The 19,778-nt window shown below is 73.2% G+C and carries 19 protein-coding genes and 1 riboswitch; of the genes, 14 read left to right on the top strand and 5 right to left on the bottom strand.

Annotated features, from left to right (window positions below; translation table 11 throughout):
* The first annotated feature begins 172 nt into the window (after nt 1–172).
* From AC1DT4_RS10675 to AC1DT4_RS10660, 4 genes are read left to right on the top strand one after another with little or no spacing between them, the layout of a single operon-like run.
* The gene (locus AC1DT4_RS10675) at nt 173–1,357 is read left to right on the top strand and encodes an ROK family transcriptional regulator (protein WP_477089766.1); all 1,185 of its coding nucleotides are present in this window, start codon (nt 173–175) and stop codon (nt 1,355–1,357) included.
* Entirely contained in the window at nt 1,354–2,430 is a 1,077-nt protein-coding gene (locus tag AC1DT4_RS10670; RefSeq protein ID WP_477089765.1) for a substrate-binding domain-containing protein, read from the top strand. Before AC1DT4_RS10675 ends, AC1DT4_RS10670 begins: the two co-directional genes overlap by 4 nt.
* Complete coding sequence (locus tag AC1DT4_RS10665; protein ID WP_477089764.1) at nt 2,427–3,167, top strand: ATP-binding cassette domain-containing protein; 741 nt, start codon at nt 2,427–2,429, stop codon at nt 3,165–3,167. Before AC1DT4_RS10670 ends, AC1DT4_RS10665 begins: the two co-directional genes overlap by 4 nt.
* Nucleotides 3,164–4,345: a sugar ABC transporter permease gene (locus tag AC1DT4_RS10660; RefSeq protein WP_477089763.1), complete on the top strand. Its 1,182-nt coding sequence runs from the start codon at nt 3,164–3,166 to the stop codon at nt 4,343–4,345. The genes AC1DT4_RS10665 and AC1DT4_RS10660 overlap by 4 nt, the downstream gene beginning before the upstream one ends.
* 118 nt (nt 4,346–4,463) lie before the next feature.
* Here AC1DT4_RS10660 and purU read toward each other — a convergent pair whose 3' ends face one another.
* Nucleotides 4,464–5,327, bottom strand: coding sequence for a formyltetrahydrofolate deformylase (gene purU / locus AC1DT4_RS10655; protein ID WP_477089762.1), 864 nt, complete (start codon nt 5,325–5,327; stop codon nt 4,464–4,466).
* A 48-nt stretch (nt 5,328–5,375) separates the two neighbouring features.
* Between purU and AC1DT4_RS10650 the strand changes: the two genes are divergently transcribed.
* The 9 genes from AC1DT4_RS10650 to AC1DT4_RS10610 all read left to right on the top strand — a co-directional run bounded on the left by AC1DT4_RS10650 (nt 5,376) and on the right by AC1DT4_RS10610 (nt 14,618).
* A complete protein-coding gene (locus AC1DT4_RS10650; RefSeq protein ID WP_477089761.1) occupies nt 5,376–5,867 on the top strand; it encodes a GNAT family N-acetyltransferase in 492 nt (163 codons plus the stop codon).
* A gap of 36 nt (nt 5,868–5,903) precedes the next feature.
* Nucleotides 5,904–5,992: riboswitch (ZMP/ZTP riboswitch) on the top strand.
* 61 nt (nt 5,993–6,053) lie between these two features.
* Entirely contained in the window at nt 6,054–7,343 is a 1,290-nt protein-coding gene (gene glyA / locus AC1DT4_RS10645; RefSeq protein WP_477089760.1) for a serine hydroxymethyltransferase, read from the top strand.
* On the top strand, nt 7,343–8,224 hold the full coding sequence (locus tag AC1DT4_RS10640; RefSeq protein ID WP_477089759.1) for a bifunctional methylenetetrahydrofolate dehydrogenase/methenyltetrahydrofolate cyclohydrolase: 882 nt from the start codon (nt 7,343–7,345) through the stop codon (nt 8,222–8,224). The genes glyA and AC1DT4_RS10640 overlap by 1 nt, the downstream gene beginning before the upstream one ends.
* Before the next feature lie 68 nt (nt 8,225–8,292).
* Nucleotides 8,293–8,772 (top strand): VOC family protein, encoded by a 480-nt coding sequence (locus AC1DT4_RS10635; RefSeq protein ID WP_477089758.1) that lies wholly within the window; start codon nt 8,293–8,295, stop codon nt 8,770–8,772.
* 30 nt (nt 8,773–8,802) lie between these two features.
* Nucleotides 8,803–9,615, top strand: a complete 813-nt coding sequence (locus AC1DT4_RS10630; protein WP_477089757.1) for an exodeoxyribonuclease III — start codon at nt 8,803–8,805, stop codon at nt 9,613–9,615.
* A 63-nt stretch (nt 9,616–9,678) separates the two neighbouring features.
* Nucleotides 9,679–12,357 carry an Ig-like domain-containing protein gene (locus AC1DT4_RS10625; protein ID WP_477089756.1) on the top strand — a complete coding sequence of 893 codons (2,679 nt, stop codon included), beginning with the start codon at nt 9,679–9,681 and terminating at the stop codon, nt 12,355–12,357.
* Nucleotides 12,358–12,431: 74 nt separating this feature from the next.
* Nucleotides 12,432–13,562 carry a sensor histidine kinase gene (locus AC1DT4_RS10620; RefSeq protein ID WP_477089755.1) on the top strand — a complete coding sequence of 377 codons (1,131 nt, stop codon included), beginning with the start codon at nt 12,432–12,434 and terminating at the stop codon, nt 13,560–13,562.
* The gene (locus AC1DT4_RS10615; protein WP_477089754.1) at nt 13,559–14,227 is read left to right on the top strand and encodes a response regulator; all 669 of its coding nucleotides are present in this window, start codon (nt 13,559–13,561) and stop codon (nt 14,225–14,227) included. The genes AC1DT4_RS10620 and AC1DT4_RS10615 overlap by 4 nt, the downstream gene beginning before the upstream one ends.
* Nucleotides 14,228–14,339: 112 nt before the next feature.
* Nucleotides 14,340–14,618 (top strand): SHOCT domain-containing protein, encoded by a 279-nt coding sequence (locus tag AC1DT4_RS10610; RefSeq protein ID WP_477089753.1) that lies wholly within the window; start codon nt 14,340–14,342, stop codon nt 14,616–14,618.
* A gap of 28 nt (nt 14,619–14,646) precedes the next feature.
* On the opposite strand, the gene AC1DT4_RS10605 is transcribed toward AC1DT4_RS10610, so the two are convergent.
* Complete coding sequence (locus AC1DT4_RS10605; RefSeq protein ID WP_477089752.1) at nt 14,647–15,933, bottom strand: MFS transporter; 1,287 nt, start codon at nt 15,931–15,933, stop codon at nt 14,647–14,649.
* Between the two features lie 57 nt (nt 15,934–15,990).
* On the opposite strand from AC1DT4_RS10605, the gene AC1DT4_RS10600 reads away from it, so the two are divergent.
* Complete coding sequence (locus tag AC1DT4_RS10600) at nt 15,991–16,533, top strand: ArsR/SmtB family transcription factor (protein ID WP_477089751.1); 543 nt, start codon at nt 15,991–15,993, stop codon at nt 16,531–16,533.
* A 120-nt stretch (nt 16,534–16,653) separates the two neighbouring features.
* On the opposite strand, the gene AC1DT4_RS10595 is transcribed toward AC1DT4_RS10600, so the two are convergent.
* Genes AC1DT4_RS10595 through AC1DT4_RS10585 form a run of 3 tightly spaced genes read right to left on the bottom strand, consistent with a single transcriptional unit; the run spans nt 16,654 to nt 19,693 of the window.
* Nucleotides 16,654–17,898: an ABC transporter permease gene (locus tag AC1DT4_RS10595; RefSeq protein WP_477089750.1), complete on the bottom strand. Its 1,245-nt coding sequence runs from the start codon at nt 17,896–17,898 to the stop codon at nt 16,654–16,656.
* Nucleotides 17,895–18,674, bottom strand: a complete 780-nt coding sequence (locus AC1DT4_RS10590) for an ABC transporter ATP-binding protein (protein ID WP_477089749.1) — start codon at nt 18,672–18,674, stop codon at nt 17,895–17,897. Before AC1DT4_RS10590 ends, AC1DT4_RS10595 begins: the two co-directional genes overlap by 4 nt.
* Nucleotides 18,671–19,693 (bottom strand): efflux RND transporter periplasmic adaptor subunit, encoded by a 1,023-nt coding sequence (locus AC1DT4_RS10585; RefSeq protein WP_477089748.1) that lies wholly within the window; start codon nt 19,691–19,693, stop codon nt 18,671–18,673. Before AC1DT4_RS10585 ends, AC1DT4_RS10590 begins: the two co-directional genes overlap by 4 nt.
* Nucleotides 19,694–19,778 lie beyond the last annotated feature (85 nt).

The following is a 19,778-nucleotide window of genomic DNA, read 5'->3' as shown; positions in this document are numbered from 1 at the left end:
AGGCGCGAGTCGCGCAGAGACGTCTGATGGCTCCGGGTTTGGGGCATTCCTCCTCCATCTCTGCAGGTCGGAGCGGCAGTCGGGACCCGCCGACGCTCCTGGCGGGCAGCGGCGGAGGACGTCCGGAGCGTCCGGCCCCGGGGCCGCGGCGGGGCGTGTGTATCCTTCGCCGATGGGCAATGACCGGGTCACTCCGGGCTCCCAGACTTCACTGCGTGAAGCCAACAGAGCGCGGATCGTCAGCGCCGTCCAGCAGCGTGGCTCGCTCACGCAGGTCGAGCTGGCCGGCGTCACTGGCCTGTCCCCGGCCACGGTGTCGAACATCGTCAAGGAGCTCACGACCGCCGGCGTCCTGCACACGGCGCCCACGTCGCGCAGCGGACGCCGCGCCCAGCAGGTCACCCTCGCCCGCAACCTCGGGCTGGTGGCCGGCATGCACTTCGGCACCCGGTCCCTCCGGGTGGCCCTGTCGGACGTCGCGCACCGCATCGTCGCCGAGCAGCGCATGCCGCTGCCGCCCGACCACCGCGCGGACCAGGGCCTCGAGCGCGCCGCGATGCTGCTCACCGAGATGGTCGACTCCGTCGACGCCGTCATGTCCGAGGTGCTCGCCGTGGGCGTCGGCGTGCCCGCGCCCGTCGACGTCCGGACCGGCCGGCTGTCGTCGCTCGGCATGCTGCGCGGCTGGGACGGCGCCGCCGTGCCCGAGATGCTGGGGGACCGGCTCGGCCTGCCGGTCTACGTCGAGAACGACGCCAACCTCGGCGCGCTCGCGGAGGTCCGGCTCGGTGCCGCCCGCGGCAGGCAGCACGTGGTGTACGTGCGCGCCTCGCACGGGGTCGGCGGCGGGCTCGTGCTCGGCGGCGAGGTCTTCCACGGCCGCGTGGGCGCGGCGGGGGAGATCGGCCACACGACGATCGACGACCAGGGCCCCATCTGCCGCTGCGGCAACCGCGGCTGCCTCGAGATGTACGTCGGTGCGCCCGTCCTGCTCGACATGCTGCGGCCCAGCCACGGCAACCTGACGCTGCGGGACGTCATCGCCCGAGCGGACGAGGGCGACGCGGGGTGCCGACGAGTGATCGCCGACGCCGGCCACCACCTCGGCGTCGCCGCCGCGAGCGTGTGCAACCTGTTCGACCCCGAGCTGCTGGTGGTGGGCGGCGAGCTCGCCGAGGCCGGCGACCTGCTGCTCGAGCCGATGCGCGTGGCGCTCGCCCAGCGCACCATCCCGAGCATCGCCGGCCCCGTGCCGGTGGTCGCCGCGGAGCTGGGCGCCGCGGCCGAGGTGCGCGGCGCGCTGGCCGTCGCGCTCGACCGGGTCACGATCGCCGGACCCGGGGCGGTGGTCCTGTGACGCGCGCACTGCTGGCGGCCCTCGTCGCCGTGCTCGCGCTGGCGGGCTGCGCCGCGGTCCCGACCGGGCAGGCGCCGTCGGACCAGGTCATCGCCCTGCTGCTGCCCGAGTCGAAGACCGCGCGGTACGAGGCCGTCGACCGGCCCGAGTTCGAGCGCGTCGTGGCCGACCGGTGCCCCGAGTGCCGCGTGATCTACGCCAACGCCGACCAGGACGCCGCCGCGCAGCAGCAGCAGGCCGAGTCCGCGCTGACGCAGGGAGCCGGGGTCATCGTGCTCGACGCGGTCGACAGCGCCGCGGCGGTCAGCATCGTGGGCCAGGCGCACCGGCGCGGCGTGCCGGTGATCGCCTACGACCGCTTCATCAAGGACGCCGACCTCGACTACTACGTGTCCTTCGACAGCCGCCGGATCGGCCGGCTGCAGGGCGAGGCGCTGGTGCGCGACCTGGCGACGACCCGGAGCGGTCCCGACGAGCCGCCCCAGGGGGTCCTGATGGTCAACGGCGCGGCGACCGACCCGAACTCGGCGGCGCTGCAGGCGGGCGTCGCCGACGCGTTCGCCGGCGCACCCGTCGAGGTGCTCGCCTCCTACGACACCCCCGACTGGAGCCCGGACAAGGCCCAGGAGTGGGTGACCGGGCAGCTCACGCAGTACGCCGGGCAGGTCGACGCGGTCTACGCGGCCAACGACGGCACGGCGGGCGGCGCGATCTCGGCGATGAAGGCCGCGGGCCTGGACCCGGTCCCGCCCGTCACGGGGCAGGACGCCGAGCTGGCCGCCATCCAGCGCATCGTCACCGGCGACCAGTCCATGACCGTCTACAAGGCCATCGGCTCGCAGGCCCGCACCGCCGCGGAGCTCGCCGTGCGCGTGCTGCGCGGCGAGGTCCCGGTCACCACGTCCCGCGTGCAGGGAGTCCCGGCCCTGCTGCTCAGCCCGGTCCCCGTGACCGTCGACAACCTGCGCCGCGTCATCGTCGACGGCGGCGTGTACACCACCGAGGAGATCTGCGTGGAGCCCTACACCGACGCCTGCACCGCCGCGGGCCTGCTCGACGAGGGAACCTCATGACCGCGCCCGACCTGCCCGTCCTCTCGCTCCGCGGCGTCTCCAAGAGCTACGGCGCCGCCCGCGCGCTGGTCGACGTCGACCTCCAGGTGCACGCGCACGAGGTCGTCGCCGTGATCGGCGACAACGGCGCGGGCAAGTCCACCCTCGTCGGCACCCTCACCGGTGCGCTGCTCCCCGACGAGGGCGAGGTGCTGGTCGACGGCCGCCCCGTCGCGCTGTCGTCCCCCTCCGTCGCGCGCGGCCTGGGCATCGCCGCGGTGTTTCAGGACCTCGCCCTGTGCGCGAACCTCGACGTCGTCGAGAACCTCTACCTCGGGCACGAGGCCGAGCGCGGGCTCCTGCTCGACGAGGTCACCATGGAGAAGCACGCCTGGGAGCTGCTCAACCAGCTCGCCGCGCGCGTGCCGTCGGTGCGGGTGCCCGTGGCAGCCCTGTCCGGCGGGCAGCGGCAGGCCGTCGCGATCGCCCGCTCGCTGCTGGGGGAGCCCCGCGTCATCGTCCTGGACGAGCCGACCGCCGCGCTCGGCCTGCGCCAGACGGCGGAGTTCCTCACGCTGGTCGAGCGCCTGCGCGAGCGCGGGCACGGGGTCGTACTGACCAGCCACTCGCTGGCCGACGTGCAGGCCGTGGCGGATCGGATCGTCGTGCTCCGGCTGGGCCGGGTCAACGGCGAGTTCGACGCGGCGAAGACCAGCTACGAAGAGCTGCTGGCGGCCGTGACGGGGATCGCCCGATGAGCGCCGTCGACCACACCGGCATCGCGGCGACGACGTGGCAGCGCCTGCGCACCGGCGACCTCGGGGTGCTCCCGGTCGCCGTCGTGCTCGTGCTCATCTGGCTGGTGTTCCAGATCCTCAACCCGCACTTCCTGTCCAGCGACAACCTGGTCAACCTCACGCAGCAGTCCGCCGCGACGGGCGTCATCGCCCTCGGCGTGGTGCTCACGCTGCACGTCGGCCAGATCGACCTCTCCGTCGGGGCCGTCTCCGGGTTGGCGGCAGCGGTCGTGGCGGTCGGGTCCGTCCAGCTGGGCTGGCCGCTGTGGCTCGCCGTGCTGGCGGCGCTCGCGGTTGGCGTGCTGGTGGGCTCCATCTACGCGGCGCTGCACACGCGGCTCAACGTGCCCAGCTTCGTGTTCACCCTGGCCGGCCTGCTGGTGATCACGGGGCTGCAGATGCGGGTGCTCGGGCCGACCGGGTCGGTCAACCTCCCGTTCGAGTGGTGGCTGGTCCGGTTCTGCCAGACGGCCTTCCTCGCGCCCGTCACGGCGTGGGTGATCGTCGTCGCGGTCGTCGCCGCCTATGGCACCGGCCGGGTCATGGACCGGGTCCGCCGGCTGCGCGCCGAGCTGCCCGTCGCGCCGCTCTGGCAGGTCGTGGCCCGCATCGCCGCCCTGGCCGCCGTGCTCTCGGTGGTCGTCGCCTACCTCGGGACCAACCGCGGCGTCGGCGCCGTGTTCGCGCTGTTCGTCGGCCTGGTCGCCGTGACCGACCTCATGCTCCGCCGCACCCGGTGGGGCCGGTTCGTGCGCGCCGTCGGAGGCGACGCCGAGGCGGCCCGCAAGGCCGGGGTGCCCGTGCGACGGGTGTTCGTGTCCGCGTTCGTGGCCTGCTCGACGCTCGCGGCGCTCGGCGGGGTGCTCGCCGTCGGCCGGCTCGCGGCCGCCAACCAGGGCAGCGGCGCCGGCGACACCAACCTCACCGCCATCGCCGCCGCGGTCATCGGCGGGACGAGCCTGTTCGGTGGGCGCGGGTCGGCGTGGTCGGCCCTCGTCGGCATCCTCGTCGTCCAGTCGATCTCCACCGGGCTGACCCTGCTCAACCTCGACCAGTCCGCGCGGCTGGTGGTCACCGGCCTCGTCCTGGCCGTCGCCGTGACGATCGACGCCCTGCAGCGCCGCGCCCGCGAGGCCTGACCTTCGGGAGGCGGGTGGTTTTCGTGAAGACTTTGTCGCGCCGGGTGAGACAAAGTCTTCACGGTGACGGTCACCGCGGCGCGGACGCGACTTCGGCGCCGCCCTCAGGCGGCGACGCTCAGCGGAAGACGATGGTGCGGTGGCCGTCGAGGAGCACGCGGTGCTCGGCGTGCCAGCGCACCGCCCGGGCCAGGGCCCGGCGCTCGACGTCCTGCCCCAGCGCCACGAGGTCCTCGACGTGGCGGGAGTGGTCGACCCGCTCGACGTCCTGCTCGATGATCGGGCCCTCGTCGAGGTCGCCGGTGACGTAGTGGGCCGTGGCGCCGATGAGCTTGACCCCGCGGTCGTGGGCCTGCGCGTACGGGCGCGCGCCCTTGAACGACGGCAGGAACGAGTGATGGATGTTGATGACCCGGCCCTGCAGCGCCCGGCAGAGGTCGTCGGACAGGATCTGCATGTACCGCGCCAGCACGACGAGCTCGACGTCGAGCTCCTCGACCAGCCCGAGCAGTCGCGCCTCGGCCTGCTGCTTGGTCGCGGCAGTCACGGGGACGTGGTGGAAGGGGATGCCGTAGAACTGCGCGAGCGGCTCGAGGGCCGTGTGGTTCGAGACCACCGCGACCAGGTCGATCGGCAGGTTCTCGGACCGCTGGCGGAACGCGAGGTCGTTGAGGCAGTGCGCCGCCGTCGAGCCCATGACCAGCGTCCGGACGGGGCGGCCGACGACGTCGAGCGCCCAGTCCATCCCGAACTGGGCGGCCACCGGGGCGAACGCGGCCTCGAGCTCGTCGCGCGGCGTCGTCGCCGTCACCTGCACCCGCATGAAGAACAGCCCCGACAGGGGGTCCCCGAACTGCTGCGACTCGGTGATGTTCCCCCCGTGCTCGGCCAGCAGCCCGGCGACCGCGTGCACGATCCCGGGGCGGTCCGGGCAGGAGAGGGTCAGGACCCAGTGGATGGCGGCAGATGAGTCGGAGGACACGAGGTCCGAGAGTAGTGGTCGTGCGGATCGGCTGACACGATGGGCCGCATGACGCAGGCCGACCTCCAGATCCGTTCGGTGACCCGCGACGACGCCGGCGAGCTGCTCACGCTCCGCCGCGCCGCGTTCGTCACCGAGGCGCAGCAGTACGGGGACCCGCACATCCCGCCGCTCACGCAGACGCTCGAGGAGCTCCAGGAGGACCTCGAGAAGGACGGCGTCATCACGCTCGGCGGCTGGTACGGGCACCGGCTGGTCGGCTCGATCCGGATGCTCATCGAGGGCCCCAAGGCCACGCTCGGCCGGTTCGCCGTGGCCCCCGACCTGCAGGGCCAGGGCTTCGGCACCCAGATGCTCATGGCGATCCTGCCGCACCTGCCTGAGGGCATCGAGGAGGTCTGGGTGTTCACCGGCCGCGACTCGGTCCAGAACCTCGCGCTGTACGCCAAGCACGGGTACGAGCACCAGCACGACCAGACCGCGGGCGACCTCACCTACGCGTACCTCCGCAAGATCCTGGGCGACGCCGACGACGCCTGAGACGGCCGACGCAGGCCCGACCCGAGGTTGCTAGTCTGTGCGCGTCGCGACTGGCGAAACGGGTGGGTCACCACCGGGGAGCGACGCAGCAGCAGACCAACGGGTCGGACGCCTGGGCCCCCGGTCACCACACACGAGTGTGCGGGTGCCGGACGCGCACGCACACGCTGACTGCGAAGGAGTGCCATGAGCGCCGACCAGATCCCCCTGATGGATCAGAACATCTCCCAGCTGGACCCGGAGATCGCCGCCGTCCTCGACGGTGAGCTCGCCCGCCAGCAGGGCACGCTCGAGATGATCGCGAGCGAGAACTTCGTCCCCCGCGCGGTCCTGCAGGCGCAGGGCTCCGTGCTCACCAACAAGTACGCCGAGGGCTACCCGGGCCGCCGCTACTACGGCGGCTGCGAGCAGGTCGACATCGCGGAGAACATCGCGATCGCCCGCGCCAAGTCCCTGTTCGGCGCCGAGCACGCCAACGTCCAGCCGCACTCGGGCGCCACGGCGAACGCGGCCGTGCTGCACGCCCTGATCAACGCGGGCGACAAGATCCTCGGCCTCGAGCTCGCGCACGGCGGCCACCTCACGCACGGCATGAAGATCAACTTCTCGGGCAGGCTCTACCAGGTCGGCGCGTACGGCGTGGACCCCCAGACGTTCCTGGTCGACATGGACGTCGTGCGCGAGAAGGCGCTCGAGCAGCGCCCCGACGTGATCATCGGCGGCTGGTCCGCGTACCCGCGCCAGCTCGACTTCGCGGCGTTCCGGTCCATCGCCGACGAGGTGGGCGCCAAGCTCTGGGTCGACATGGCGCACTTCGCCGGCCTGGTGGCCGCGGGCCTGCACCCGAGCCCCGTGCCGCACTCCGACGTCGTCTCGTCGACGGTGCACAAGACGATCGGCGGCCCCCGCTCGGGCTTCATCCTGAGCCGCGAGGAGCTCGCCAAGAAGATCGACTCGGCCGTGTTCCCGGGCCAGCAGGGCGGACCGCTCATGCACGTGATCGCCGCTAAGGCCGTCGCGTTCAAGGTGGCCGGCACCGAGGAGTTCAAGGACCGTCAGCAGCGCACGCTCGACGGTGCCCGCCTCGTCGCGGAGCGGCTCTCGGCCCCGGACGTCACGGCGGCCGGCGTCTCCGTGCTCACGGGCGGCACCGACGTCCACCTCGTTCTCGTCGACCTGCGGCACTCGGACCTCGACGGCCAGCAGGCCGAGGACCTCCTGCACGAGGCCGGCATCACGGTGAACCGCAACGCGGTGCCCTTTGACCCGCGCCCCCCGCGCGTCACCTCGGGCCTGCGCATCGGCACGCCCGCGCTGGCCACCCGTGGCTTCGGCGACGCGGAGTTCACCGAGGTCGCGGACATCATCGCGACCGCGCTCATCAACGGTGCGGCCACGGACGTCGAGGCGCTGCGGGCCCGGGTGCTCAAGCTCACCGAGTCCTTCCCGCTGTACTCCGACCTGCAGCAGTACTGATGACGGCTCGGCTTCTCGACGGGACCGCCACGGCGGCCCGGATCAAGGCGGAGCTGACCGAGCGGGTCGTCGCGCTGGCGGACCGCGGCGTGCGGCCGGGCCTGGGGACGTTGCTCGTCGGCGACGACCCCGGCTCGCGCTGGTACGTGGCCGGCAAGCACAAGGACTGCGCCGAGGTGGGCATCGCCTCGATCCGGGAGGACCTGCCGGCCACGGCCACGCAGGACGAGATCGAGGCGGCGGTGCGGCGGCTCAACGAGGACCCGGAGTGCACCGGGTTCATCGTGCAGCTGCCGCTGCCGAAGGGCATCGACACCAACCGGGTGCTCGAGCTCGTCGACCCCGACAAGGACGCCGACGGCCTGCACCCGACCAACCTCGGGCGGCTGGTGCTGCGGGTCAACGAGCCGGTGACGTCCCCGCTGCCGTGCACCCCGCGAGGCATCATCGACCTCCTGCTGCGGCACGACATCGACCTGCGCGGCGCGGACATCGTGATCGTCGGCCGCGGCGTCACGGTGGGGCGCTCCATCGGGCTGCTGCTCACGCGGCGCGAGATCAACGCGACCGTCACGCTCACGCACACCGGCACGCAGGACCTCGCGGAGCACACCCGCAACGCCGACGTGATCATCGCGGCGGCCGGGGTGCCCGGCATCATCACGGCGGACATCGTCAAGCCGGGCGCGGTCGTCGTCGACGTCGGCGTCTCGCGCGCGACGGACCCGGAGACGGGCAAGAGCCGCGTCGTCGGCGACGTCGACCCGAGCGTGCTCGAGGTCGCCGCGTGGGTGTCCCCGAACCCGGGCGGCGTCGGCCCGATGACGCGGGCGATGCTGCTGAGCAACGTCGTCGACACGGCGGAGCGCCTCCTGGGCTGAGAACTTCCGCGATCGGGGCCAGGCTGGGTGGGTGACGGCCGGCCCCGGTCGTCGGAGGGAGAGCAGTCATGGGCATCGTCCGCCCGCACCTCTGGTTCGACGACCAGGCCGCCGACGCCGCACGGTTCTACGCCGAGGTCATCCCGAACACCACCATCCACTCGGTGGTGACGGCGCCGCCGGGCACGCCCGACGTCTCCGAGGGCGCCGAGTTCATCGTCGAGCTCTCCATCGACGGCATGCGCGTGACGTTCCTCAACGCCGGCCCGACGTTCGTGCTGGACGAGGCGTTCTCGTTCGTCCTCGACTGCCAGGACCAGGCGGATGTCGACCACTACTGGGAGACGCTCGTCGCCGACGGCGGCCGGCCCAGCCAGTGCGGCTGGCTCGTCGACAAGTTCGGCGTGTCCTGGCAGGTGGTGCCCGTCCAGCTGGACCAGATCATGTCGCGACCCGACGCCGACGGCGTCGCGCGGGCGATGGCGGCCATGCTGACCATGGGCAAGCTGGACGTCGCCGCGCTGGAGGCCGCGTACGCAGGGTCCTGAGCTGTCCGTGACGTGGGGTTGGATGGTCCGGTGCTGACCATCGCGAGCGTGAACGTCAACGGGATCCGGGCCGCCTTCAAGCGGGGGATGGGGACCTGGCTCGCCGCCCGGAACCCCGACGTGATCCTCCTGCAGGAGGTCCGGGCCACCGACGAGATCCTGGCCGACCACCTGCCGGCGGGGGAGTGGCACCTGGCTCACGAGGCCAGCGAGACCAAGGGCCGCGCGGGCGTCGCCATCGCGAGCAGGCTGCCGATGACGGCGGTCCGGATCGGGCTGAAGACCGGGGTGACGGGCGACTCCGGTCGCTGGGTCGAGGCCGACCTGGCGCTGCCGGCGCACGAGGGTGCGCCGGCGCGGAGCATCACCGTCGTGTCCACCTACCTGCACTCCGGGACGCTCGGGACGCCGTCGATGGACGAGAAGTATGCCTTCCTCGACCACGTGACCGGGCGGCTGGCGGACATCGCCGAGCAGGGCGGCTACGCCGTCGTCGCCGGCGACGTGAACATCGCGCACCGCGAGGCGGACATCAGGAACTGGAAGGGCAACCTCAAGTCGGCGGGGTTCCTGCCGCGCGAGCGCGCGTACCTCGACCGCTGGTTCGACGACCTCGGCTGGCACGACCTCGGCCGCGAGCTCGGCGGCGAGGGACCGGGGCCGTTCACGTGGTGGTCCTGGCGCGGGCAGGCGTTCGACAACGACGCCGGCTGGCGCATCGACTACCAGCTGGCCACGCCCGACCTCGCCGACGCCGCGGTCAAGGCGACCGTCGACCGCGCGGCGACGTACGCCGAGCGCTTCTCCGACCACGCGCCCGTGGTGGTCGAGTACGACCTCTGACGTCGCCCGTGATGTCCGAATCGTTTAACGTGGCGCCACAGGGGTCGAGGGATGGGGGCGCAGGTGACGCGTCGAGCGGCGGTGCGGCCGGCGGCCCTGCTCGTGTCCGCCCTCGTCGTGCTCGCGGGCTTGGTGCTCGTCCCCTCCTCCGGCGCCCAGGCGGACTTCGCCTCCCAGTGCGCGTCGCCCACGCGGACCGTGGCCGCGGGTGCCACGTCGATCACCGTCGGGTCTGGAGAGGTCGTCCTTGTCGCGTCCGACGTCACTGCGGGCATCGACGCCCTCCCCGCCGGTGGCACGCTGTGCGTGGCGTCCGGCGCGACGCTGACCGGGCACTACATGAACAACGCCGCCGGGGCGATCGCGGTGGCGGCGGGCGGCGTCCTCGACTTCCCCTCCGTCGTCGTCAACGCCGGGTTCTCGCTCGAGCTCGAGGGGACCGCCGACTTCGCCGGCCTCGGAGTCAATGGCACCGCTGACGTGCACGTCTACCCGGACGCGGAGCTCGTGGTGGCCGGCTCCTTCTCGCCCTCCGGCGGCGCGTACCTCAACGAGGGCGTGGTCCAGGTGCAGGGCGACCTGACCCTGAACAGCGCGGTGCACTTCGAGAACAGCGGGACGCTCGCGGTGTTCGGCCAGGGGATGCTGAACGGCACGCTCGACAACGCCGGGCTGGCCACCTTCGACGTCGGGCTGACGGTCAACGGCTCCGGAGCGCTGCAGAACACGTGCGCGCTGGGCACTCTCGGGGGCTTTACCAACAACAGCGCGCTGTCCGGGAACTCCGGACTGGTCACGGTGGACGGCGTCTTCCTCAACAACGGGGCGTGGCGGCAGTCGAGCGGCGCTGTACTCACCGCCGCCGGCCTCACGGACGACGGGTCGGTGGGTGGCTTCGGCGGCTACCAGTTCTCCGGCGCGACGAGCGTGCAGGGCAGCTTCGTCGGCGACTCGGCCGCGACCCCCATCCGGGTGCAGACCGTCGCGCCGCCAGGTCAGATCTTCGACGTCGAGACCGGCACCGTGACCAACGTGGTCCGCGCGCCGGTGGCGCCGACCGCGGTGCTGCCCGACTGCGCGGTCCCGGGCAACCAGACCGCCGACCTCGAGGTGAGCAAGGCCGGCCCGGCGACCGTGCTCGAGGGCGGCACGGTGACGTACCAGATCACCGTGATCAACCTCGGGCCGTCCGACGCGACCGACGTGGTGATCTCCGACCCGTTGCCCGCCGGCTTCACGCTCGACCCGTCCTCGACCACGGGGACGGTCACCGGCGGCGTCCTCAGCTGGCAGCTGGGCACGGTCGCCGCAGGTGGCACGGTGCCGCTCAGATTCTCCGGCGTCGCGACGGCGCCGGTCGGGTCCACCCTCGTCAACGTGGTGAGCGGGACGTCCACCACCGCGGACCCGTCGCCGTCCAACAACGACGGGAGCGCAGAGTCGAGCACGGTGGAGACGGTGGTCGTCGGCGCGCCGCCGACCAACACGGCGCCGGTCGCCGACGACCTCGTCCGCGACACCACGACCGGCGCGCTCGTTCTCGGGACCGTGACGGCGACGGATCCCGATCCGGGGCAGGAGCTGACGTTCAGCATGTCGGCGCCCCCGGGGAACGGCCTCGCGCTCGTCAGCCCGAGCGGCGGCTTCGTCTACGAGTCGCTGTCCGACTTCGCCGGCGTCGACACGTTCGACTTCGAGGTCTGCGACAACGCCCAGCCCGTCGCCTGCGACACCGCCTCGGTCACGATCAACGTCCGACCGCGCGCCACGGACGACCTGGCGGAGACGTTCGCCGGGCAGCCCGTGACGGTCCCGGTGGTCAGCAACGACACGGACGGCGCCCCGCTCGACGCGACACCGGTGACCCCGCCGTCGAACGGGTTCGTCACGCTCGACCCGGCTGCCGGTCACGCCATCTACACGCCCGGTCCGGGCTTCACCGGGGTCGACTCGTTCGAGTACCGGATCTGCTCGCCGACGGTGCCGACGTTCTGCGACACCGCCGCCGTGACCGTCACCGTCCTGGCGCAGAACGACCCTCCGACGGTCGCTCCACTCACCCTGACCACCACGACGGGCACGCCCGTGCCGGGCACCCTCGTCGTCGACGATCCCGACGCCGGGGACGCGCTGACGACCTACCGCGGCGTGCCGCCGCGCACGGGGACCGCGGTCGTCGGCGCCGACGCCACGACGACCTACACCCCGCGGGCGGGCTTCGCGGGGCGCGACTCCTACGGCGACTTCGTGTGCGACGACGGCGTCCCGCAGCTGTGCGGCAGCGGGCAGGTGACGGTCGAGGTCTACCCGGTGGCGCAGCCCGACGCCGCGACGACGCCGCAGGACACCGCGGTCGACATCGGCGTCACAGGGAACGATCTCGGCGACGTCGCCGGTCCGACGCTCGCGGCCGCGCCGCTCCACGGCGCCGTCGCCTTCTCGGGGGGCGTCGCCCGCTACGTCCCGGCGGCCGGCTTCACGGGGACCGACACGTTCACCTACTCGATCTGCGCATCGACGGCCGCCGACCTGTGTACGACGACCGCCGTGACGGTCACGGTGAGCGCGGTCGCGCCGACGCCGACCCCCGCGCCCACGCCGGCACCCCTCCCGACGCCCGCGCCCGACGACGACGGGGTCCTGGCCGCGACCGGGGCCGACGCGGCGCCCGTCCTGGGGCTCGGGCTGGGTGCTCTGCTGATCGGCGGCACGCTGGTGCTGGTGGCTCGGCGCCGCTCGTAGCGCTCCGTCCGGCGCGCCCGCGACGCTCCGCACGGAGCACGCGTCGTCCCGACGTCCCTGGCTACGGTGGTCGGATGACGCCCGCGACCGCCCCGTGGCCGGGCCCGCCGTGGGGCCGGGGGCGCGCCGGCTGGATCGCCGTGCCGGCCGCGTTCCTCGGGCTGCTGACGGTCCTCGGCTGCGCGGGCGCCAACGCCTGGCACCCGGCCGCGCGCGCGTTCGACATCCTCGGCGTCCTGCTCCTGCTCGTGGCGCCGGCGTCGCTGGTGCTCGTGGTGCGCCGCGGCGCTCCCGCCGTCGTCGGATCGGTCCTGGCCGTCGTCGCGCCCGTGGCGTACCTGGCGCTCGGCTACGAGCCGGGCCCGGCGCTGGTGCCGCTGGGCTTCGTCGTCGTGGCCCTCGGTGCGACGCGACGACGGCTCCTGTCGCTCGCCTCGGGAGCCGTCGGCGCGCTCGCGGTCGTCCTGCTGGGGCTCCGCCCTGACGGCCTGAACCCCGTGTACACGACGCTCACCGTGACGGGCCTCGCGATCGCGATGCTGCTCGGTGAGGGCGCGCGCGGGCGTCGGGAGCGGATGCAGGCCGTCCGCGCGGCGCGCATGTCGCGCGAGGAGTCGGCCGTCGCGGCGGAGCGGCTGCGCATCGCGCGGGAGCTGCACGACGTGCTCGCGCACTCGCTGTCCGGGATCACCGTGCAGGCCGGCGTCGGGCTGCACCTCATGGACCGTGAGCCCGAGGCCGCGCGGCAGGCCCTCGTGGAGATCCGCGACGCCAGCCGGGACGCCCTCGACGAGGTGCGGGAGGTGCTGGGGATCCTGCGGGCCGAGGGGGAGGCGCCGCGCGAGCCGGCGACCGGTGCGGGGCTCCAGAGGCTCGTCGACCGCGCCCGGGCCGCCGGCCTCGCCGTCGACGCCGACGGGCTCGAGCGCGAGCTGGCGGAGCCCGTCGCCGGGGTGGTGCACCGCACGCTGCAGGAGGCGCTCACCAACGTCCGGCGGCACGCACCCGAGGCGTCCGTGCAGGTCACGCTCGCGGTGGGGGAGACGATCGTGCTCGAGGTCGCCGACGACGGTCCGCCCGTGGCGGCGCTCGTCGAGGGCTACGGGCTGCGGGGGATGCGGGAGCGGGCCGCGGCCGTCGGAGGCGTGCTGACGGCCGCGTCCGGGCCCGAGGGCTTCCGGGTCCGGCTGGAGGTCCCGCAGTGACCATCCGGGTGCTCCTCGCCGACGACCAGGGCCTCGTCCGCGGCGGCTTCCGTGCGCTCATCGACGCCGAGCCCGACATGGACGTGGTCGGCGAGGCGGCCACGGGCGACGACGCGGTCCGGCTCGCGCTCGAGCTGCTCCCGGACGTGGTGCTCATGGACATCCGGATGCCGGGCACCGACGGGCTGACGGCGACGCGCCGGATCGTCGACGAGCCTCGGGCGGCGGGCGTCCGGGTGGTCGTCGTGACCACGTTCGAGCTCGACGAGTACGTGGCCGAGGCGATCCGCGGCGGCGCGTCCGGGTTCCTGGTCAAGGACACGGAGCCGGCCGACCTGCTGCGGGCGGTGCGGGTGGTGGCCGCCGGGGACGCGCTCCTCTCGCCGACCGTGACGCGACGGCTCCTGGCCACCGTCGCCCGGGCGACGCGCGAGGTCCCGGAGCCGTCGGCGCTCGCGGACCTCACGCCACGCGAGCGCGAGGTGCTCGTGCTCGTCGCCGAGGGACTGTCCAACGACGAGATCGGCGCGCGGCTCTTCCTCAGCCCGCTGACCGTCAAGACCCACGTGCTGCGCGCCGCGACGAAGCTGGGCGCGAGGGACCGCGCGCAGATGGTGGTGCTCGCCTACGAGTCGGGGCTGGTGCGCCCCGGGTGGGCCGGCTGACTCCGATCGGAGCGACCAGGACGGTCCCGGTGGACGACGACGCGGTGGGGCTCGGCGGGCGACGGTGGTGGTGCGGTCGACGGTCGGCCGCCACGCATCGTCGGAGGTCGTCATGCTCGCCACGCTCCTGTCCCACCCCGTCGGGTACGGCTGGGGCTGGGGACCGGGTCCCTGGTTCCTGTTCATCCCGCTCTTCTGGTTCGGCGTGATCGCGCTGTTCCTCGTGCTGGGCGGCCGTCGTCGCCGTCGCTACTGGGAGGGCAACGGCCCCCGCGGGACCGGCGGTGCGCGCAGCGTGCTGGCCGAGCGCTACGCCCGGGGCGAGATCGACGAGACCGAGTACCGCGCCCGGCTCGAGGTCCTGCTCGCCGCGGACGCTCGGCGCGACTGACCTGGCCCGCGCCGCGACCGGCAGCCGCTCAGGCGTCGGTCGCGGCGGTCGCGGGCTCGTCGGCGACCGGGGCTCCCGGCAGGTCGCGCATCCGCAGCAGCGGGGAGATCAGCACGGGCAGCGCGGATGCTGCCATGAGGGCGACGGAGACCCAGAGCGTCGGCAGGACGCCGAGGTGGGTCCCGAGCCAGCCGCCCAGCAGCCCACCGATCGGCATCGTGCCCCACACGATGAACCGCACGGACGCGTTCATGCGCCCGAGCAGCGGCGGCGGGCACACCCGCTGGCGGAAGCTGACCTGCGCGACGTTGTAGACGATGACGGCGAAGCCGAACAGCGCGCCGCCCGCGATGAGCAGCACGGCCGCGGGGACGGTGCTGGTCGACGCGAGCGGCATGAGGGCGGCCGCCGGTGCCATCACCAGCGCGGACAGCGGGATGATGCGGCCCTCGCCCACCCACTGCGCGAGCCGACCGGCGACGACCGCGCCGAGCAGGGCCCCGATCGACCCGGCCGACAGGACCGCGCCGTACGCGGCCGTGCCCAGGCCGAGGGTCCGCAGCACGTAGATGACGGTGACCGCGCCGGCGATGGCGCCCGCGAAGTTGCCGAGCGACGTGCACGCGACGATCCGGCGCAGGTACGGCTCGCGGACGACGAACTGCAGGCCCTCGGCGATCTCGACCTTGAGCGGTCGGCGCGTGTCGGGGTGCGGCGGCGTCTCCTGGTGCGTGATCCGGCCGACCGCGAACGCCGAGGCGAGGTAGGTGACGACGGTGACCGCGATGAGGGCCGGCGCGGTGATGACGCGCAGCGCGAGGCCACCGATCGCGGGCGCTGCCACCTGCGCGACCGACGCCGTGGCCTGCAGCTTCGAGTTGCCCTCGACCAGGTGGTCCAGGCCGACGAGCCCCGGGATGTAGCTCTGGTGGGAGACGTCGAAGAAGACGGTGGCCACGCTGATGACGAGCCCGGCCACGATGAGCAGGGGGATCGAGGCGTGCCCTGTCACGGCGGTCGCGACGACGATCGCGAGCACCGTGGCCCGCACGAGGTCCGCCACGATGAGCACGCGCCGCTTGCGCATCCGGTCCACCCACGCGCCGGCCGGCAGCCCGATCACCAGGAACGCGGCGTACTCGGCGGCGTTGAGCACGCCCATCTGCCACTCGGTGGCGGCCAGCTGCTGCACCGCGAAGATCGGCAGCGCGAGCGCGGTCAGCTGGGCGCCGAGCTGGCCGAGGGCGTCGCCGGTCCACAGCCGGCGGAAGTCCGCGTGGTGGATCAGCGACCTGGTGGGTGTCTCGGTGCTCACGGCCACCAGCATCGACAAGTGATTGGGAAATGTCAATCACTGTGCGAGGATCGACGCATGACGGAGAGCGCACCCGCAGACAGCACCTCGCGCGTCGTTGCCGAGGCCGACGTCGACGCCGATGCCCGAGCCCTGGCGAGCACCGTGCGCATCCGGATCCTGCGGCTCTGTCTCGACGAGCCGCTGACCAACCGGGAGATCGCCGACCGGTTGGGTCGCAACCCCGCGACCGTGCTGCACCACGTCCGCACCCTGGTCGATCGTGGCTTCCTGGCGGCCGAGCCGGTCCGGCGCGGTGCCCGCGGGTCCCGCGAGGTGCCGTACAGGGCCACGCGGAAGTCCTGGCGCACCCCCGGAGGTCCGGGGATGAGCCGGATCCTCATCGACACCTTCCTCGAGGAGGTGGCGCTGGTCGATCCCGCCACGGTGCTGGCCACGCGGCTCGGCCTGCGCCTCGACGCGGCCGCTCTCGACGAGCTCCTCACCCGGGTGGACGAGGTCTTCCAGGACTTCGCCGCCCGGACGCCGGACCTCGACGCCACGCCCTACTCGGTCTTCTGGGCCCTGCACGAGGACGTCACCCGCCGCCCGGCCTCATGACGAACGCCGGGCTCCCGCCCTCCGCGGTCGCCCGGCGCTCGTCATCCCCTGCGCGGTGCTGTGCTCGTGACGTTAGAGACCTCGCGCGGTCGACACATCCGTCTCAGGTCGGATACGACGTCAGTAGCGGATGGCGTCGATCACCTTGACCCGCACGGCGAAGGTCGCCGGGATGAGGCCGGCCAGGGCGCCGACCGCCACGGCCGCCGCCATCCCGACCAGGGCCGCGCTCACGGGGAACGGAGGCATGTCCTGGATGCCGGCGCCGAACACGCGGTCGACCGGGATGTTCTTGATGATGGCCACGGCGAGCACGACGCCGACCAGGCCGGCGACCACCGTCGCGACCACCGACTCCAGCAGCACGCCGAAGAACACCCGCCCGGACGTCGCGCCGAACGACCGCCGGATGCCAATCTCCCGGATCCGGTAGCGCACGGTCACCAGCGCGATGTTCACCAGGCCGAGCCCGCCGAGCAGCAGCGCGAAGCCGCCCACGCCGATGCCGACCCACTTGGTCGCGCGGTCCAGCCCGCCGTTGTCGTAGTTGTTGTCCTGCACGTCCACCTGCCACCCGGGGGCGACTGCCTGCATGTCCCGCTTGATCTGCTCGCCGAGGGCGTCGGACTGGTCCGTGGGTACCCACAGGTACATCGCCGGCACCTGCATCGGCATCATCGGGTTCGGGACGGTCGGCCCGGAGCCGCCGGCCTGCGTGCCCGATCCGTCCGGCCCGATCCACCGGTGGAACTGGTCGTAGAGCACGTACGCGATCGGGTCGGCGCCGGGCCAGTCGTCGTGCAGCACGCCCACGACGGTCGCGGTCACCGGTGCCCGGTCGCCCAGCTCCACGGTGGGGTGCGACGAGAGGTCGCTGAGCCCCTGCGCGTCGAGGAACGCCTGGTTGACGACGAGCGTCGGGGCCATCGCCTCCTCGTCGGCGTCGGTGAACCAGCGGCCCTGGTCGGGCACGATCCGGTTGATGGTGCCCAGGTCGGCGTCGACCGCCTGCAGCTGCGTGGGCCGGGTCCCGTCGGGGAACCGGACGACCGCCTGCGTCCACTCGTTGCGGCTGGCGTACGTGATGTCGTAGCGCTCCAGCACGCGCTCGAACTCGGCGTCCCAGCCGTCCGGGGTCGTGGCGGACGCGTCCTGCGGCCAGGCGTTGACGTTGAGCGTGACCACCCGGCCCGACTGGCGCTCGCTCTGCTCCTTGAACGACTGGTTGAGCATGGAGACCAGGGCGGTGACCCCGGTGATGGCGGTGACCGCGCAGGCCACGCCGATGAGGGCCAGCAGCACGCGGAGCTTGTGGATGCGCAGCTCGCCCCAGGCCTCGACGATCGCCCCGACGACGCCGGTCATGCGGAGACCTCCGCCTCGGGCAGGCGGCGCTCGGTGCGGGACGACCGGTCCGCGACGAGCGGGACGTCGCCGACCCACTCGGAGGTGGTGTCGAGCGTGATCGGCACCAGGACCCCCTCGGTGAGCCGGTACTGCCGCTCCGCACGCGCGGCGACCGCCAGGTCGTGCGTGATGGTCACCAGCGCGGCGCCGGTCTGTGACGCGATCTCGTCGAGCAGGTCCATGACCTCGCCGCCGGTCTCGACGTCGAGCGCACCCGTCGGCTCGTCGGCCAGGATCACGCGCGGCCCGCGGACCAGCGCGCGGGCGATGGCGACGCGCTGCTGCTCTCCGCCCGACAGCTTGTCGGGCATCGTGTCCACCCGGTCGCCCAGGCCGACCCGCTCGAGCATCTGCCCGGCGAGTCGCTTGCGGGACCAGAACTGCCGCCCGCGCGCGTAGAGCAGGGGAGCGGCGACGTTCTCGAGCGCGGTGCGGCCGGGCAGCAGGTTGAACTGCTGGAACACGAACCCGAAGTCGCGGCCGCGCCGCCTGGTCCGCGCGCCGTTCGAGAGCTTGCCGATGGGCACGCCCTCGAGCAGATACTGCCCGCTGGTGGGTGCGTCGAGCAGGCCCAGGATGTTGAGCAGGGTCGACTTGCCCGTGCCGGACCGGCCGACGATGGCGACGTGCTCGCCCGCGTCGACCGCGAGGGTCACGCCCTGGAGGATGTGGAGCAGGCGGTCGTCGGGCAGCCGGACCGCGCGCGTGACGTCGGTGAGCTCGAGGAGGCTCATCCGCCGCACACAGCCGGGTCGTAGTTGAGGTTGCAGTCGACCGGCTTGCCGGCGCCGCCGGGCACGGGGATGAACTCGAGGATCGTGTCCCCGGCCGCCAGCCCGTCGGTGATCTGCACGTTCTGGCCGTCGGTCAGGCCGAGCCCGACCGGCCGCTTCTCGTTGCTGCCGTCCGCGGCGACCACCCAGACGTTCCCCTTCTGGACGGTGCCCTGCACGGCCGTGATCGGCACCACGACCACGTCGGCGGCCGAGCCGTTGGTGACCTCGACGCTCGCCCCGAGCCCGGGGAACGCGGTCACGCCCGCCGGGATCGCGCAGGTCACGGTGCCCGACGACGCCGGCGCGGACCCGTCGCCCGTCGGGTCGCCGCTCGTGGACGCCGCCGCTCCGACCCGCAGGCCGGTGCAGTCGAACGGGGCCGGCCCACCGTTGAGCGTGACGCTCGCCTGCGTCGGGGCGCCGACCAGCCGGTACTGCTGGTCCGGCGTCAGCGTCCCGGTGACCGAGAGCGTGCCGGGCGCCACCTTGCCCACCTCGTCGCCCACCGACACCACCTGGTCCTTGAGCGTGGGCATCGACAGCGTGCCCGCGACGGGCGCCTTGACGGTCTCGACGACGACCTTGGGCCGGCGCTCGGTCGTGGTCTGCTCGCCGGTCTCGGGGTTCGTCGTCACGATCGGGTCCTGCGGGGTCTCCTGACGGATCTCGAGGATCGGCGTGCCGACGGCGACCGCCGCGCCGTCGGCGACCAGCAGCTTGGACACCGTGCCGGCCAGCGTGGCCCGGACGACGACCGCCGGGTCCGCCACGACCGACGCCTGCACCGTCACCGCGTTGGTCACGGTGCCGGTGGCCACCTCGACGGTCGGCTCGACGATCGCGCCGGTCGGCTTGAGCGAGTTGTCCGTCGTGGTGACGTCGGCGCCGGCGAACGCGATCTTCACCAGGGCGGCCGCGATGATCGCCCACAGGAGCAGGCGGATGGTCGGGAAGATGATCCTGCGGGTGACCCCCACGGTCGGGCTCCTCGATGTCGGTGGCGGGACGGCGTCCGGAACGTATCGACCCGCCGATGACCTGCGGATCCACCGCGAGGATGAT

The organism is Cellulomonas sp. P4_D11, assembly GCF_056401915.1.
This window is presented reverse-complemented; position numbering and strand designations above follow the sequence as displayed.

Coding starts and splice junctions, on each gene's coding strand:
- glyA (WP_477089760.1), top strand. CDS start 6,054: ATGAGCGCCGACCAGATCCCCCTGATGGATCAGAACATCTCCCAGCTG.
- AC1DT4_RS10675 (WP_477089766.1), top strand. CDS start 173: ATGGGCAATGACCGGGTCACTCCGGGCTCCCAGACTTCACTGCGTGAA.
- AC1DT4_RS10590 (WP_477089749.1), bottom strand. CDS start 18,674: ATGAGCCTCCTCGAGCTCACCGACGTCACGCGCGCGGTCCGGCTGCCC.
- AC1DT4_RS10635 (WP_477089758.1), top strand. CDS start 8,293: ATGGGCATCGTCCGCCCGCACCTCTGGTTCGACGACCAGGCCGCCGAC.
- AC1DT4_RS10610 (WP_477089753.1), top strand. CDS start 14,340: ATGCTCGCCACGCTCCTGTCCCACCCCGTCGGGTACGGCTGGGGCTGG.
- AC1DT4_RS10665 (WP_477089764.1), top strand. CDS start 2,427: ATGACCGCGCCCGACCTGCCCGTCCTCTCGCTCCGCGGCGTCTCCAAG.
- AC1DT4_RS10595 (WP_477089750.1), bottom strand. CDS start 17,898: ATGACCGGCGTCGTCGGGGCGATCGTCGAGGCCTGGGGCGAGCTGCGC.
- AC1DT4_RS10600 (WP_477089751.1), top strand. CDS start 15,991: ATGACGGAGAGCGCACCCGCAGACAGCACCTCGCGCGTCGTTGCCGAG.
- AC1DT4_RS10620 (WP_477089755.1), top strand. CDS start 12,432: ATGACGCCCGCGACCGCCCCGTGGCCGGGCCCGCCGTGGGGCCGGGGG.
- AC1DT4_RS10650 (WP_477089761.1), top strand. CDS start 5,376: ATGACGCAGGCCGACCTCCAGATCCGTTCGGTGACCCGCGACGACGCC.
- AC1DT4_RS10660 (WP_477089763.1), top strand. CDS start 3,164: ATGAGCGCCGTCGACCACACCGGCATCGCGGCGACGACGTGGCAGCGC.
- AC1DT4_RS10640 (WP_477089759.1), top strand. CDS start 7,343: ATGACGGCTCGGCTTCTCGACGGGACCGCCACGGCGGCCCGGATCAAG.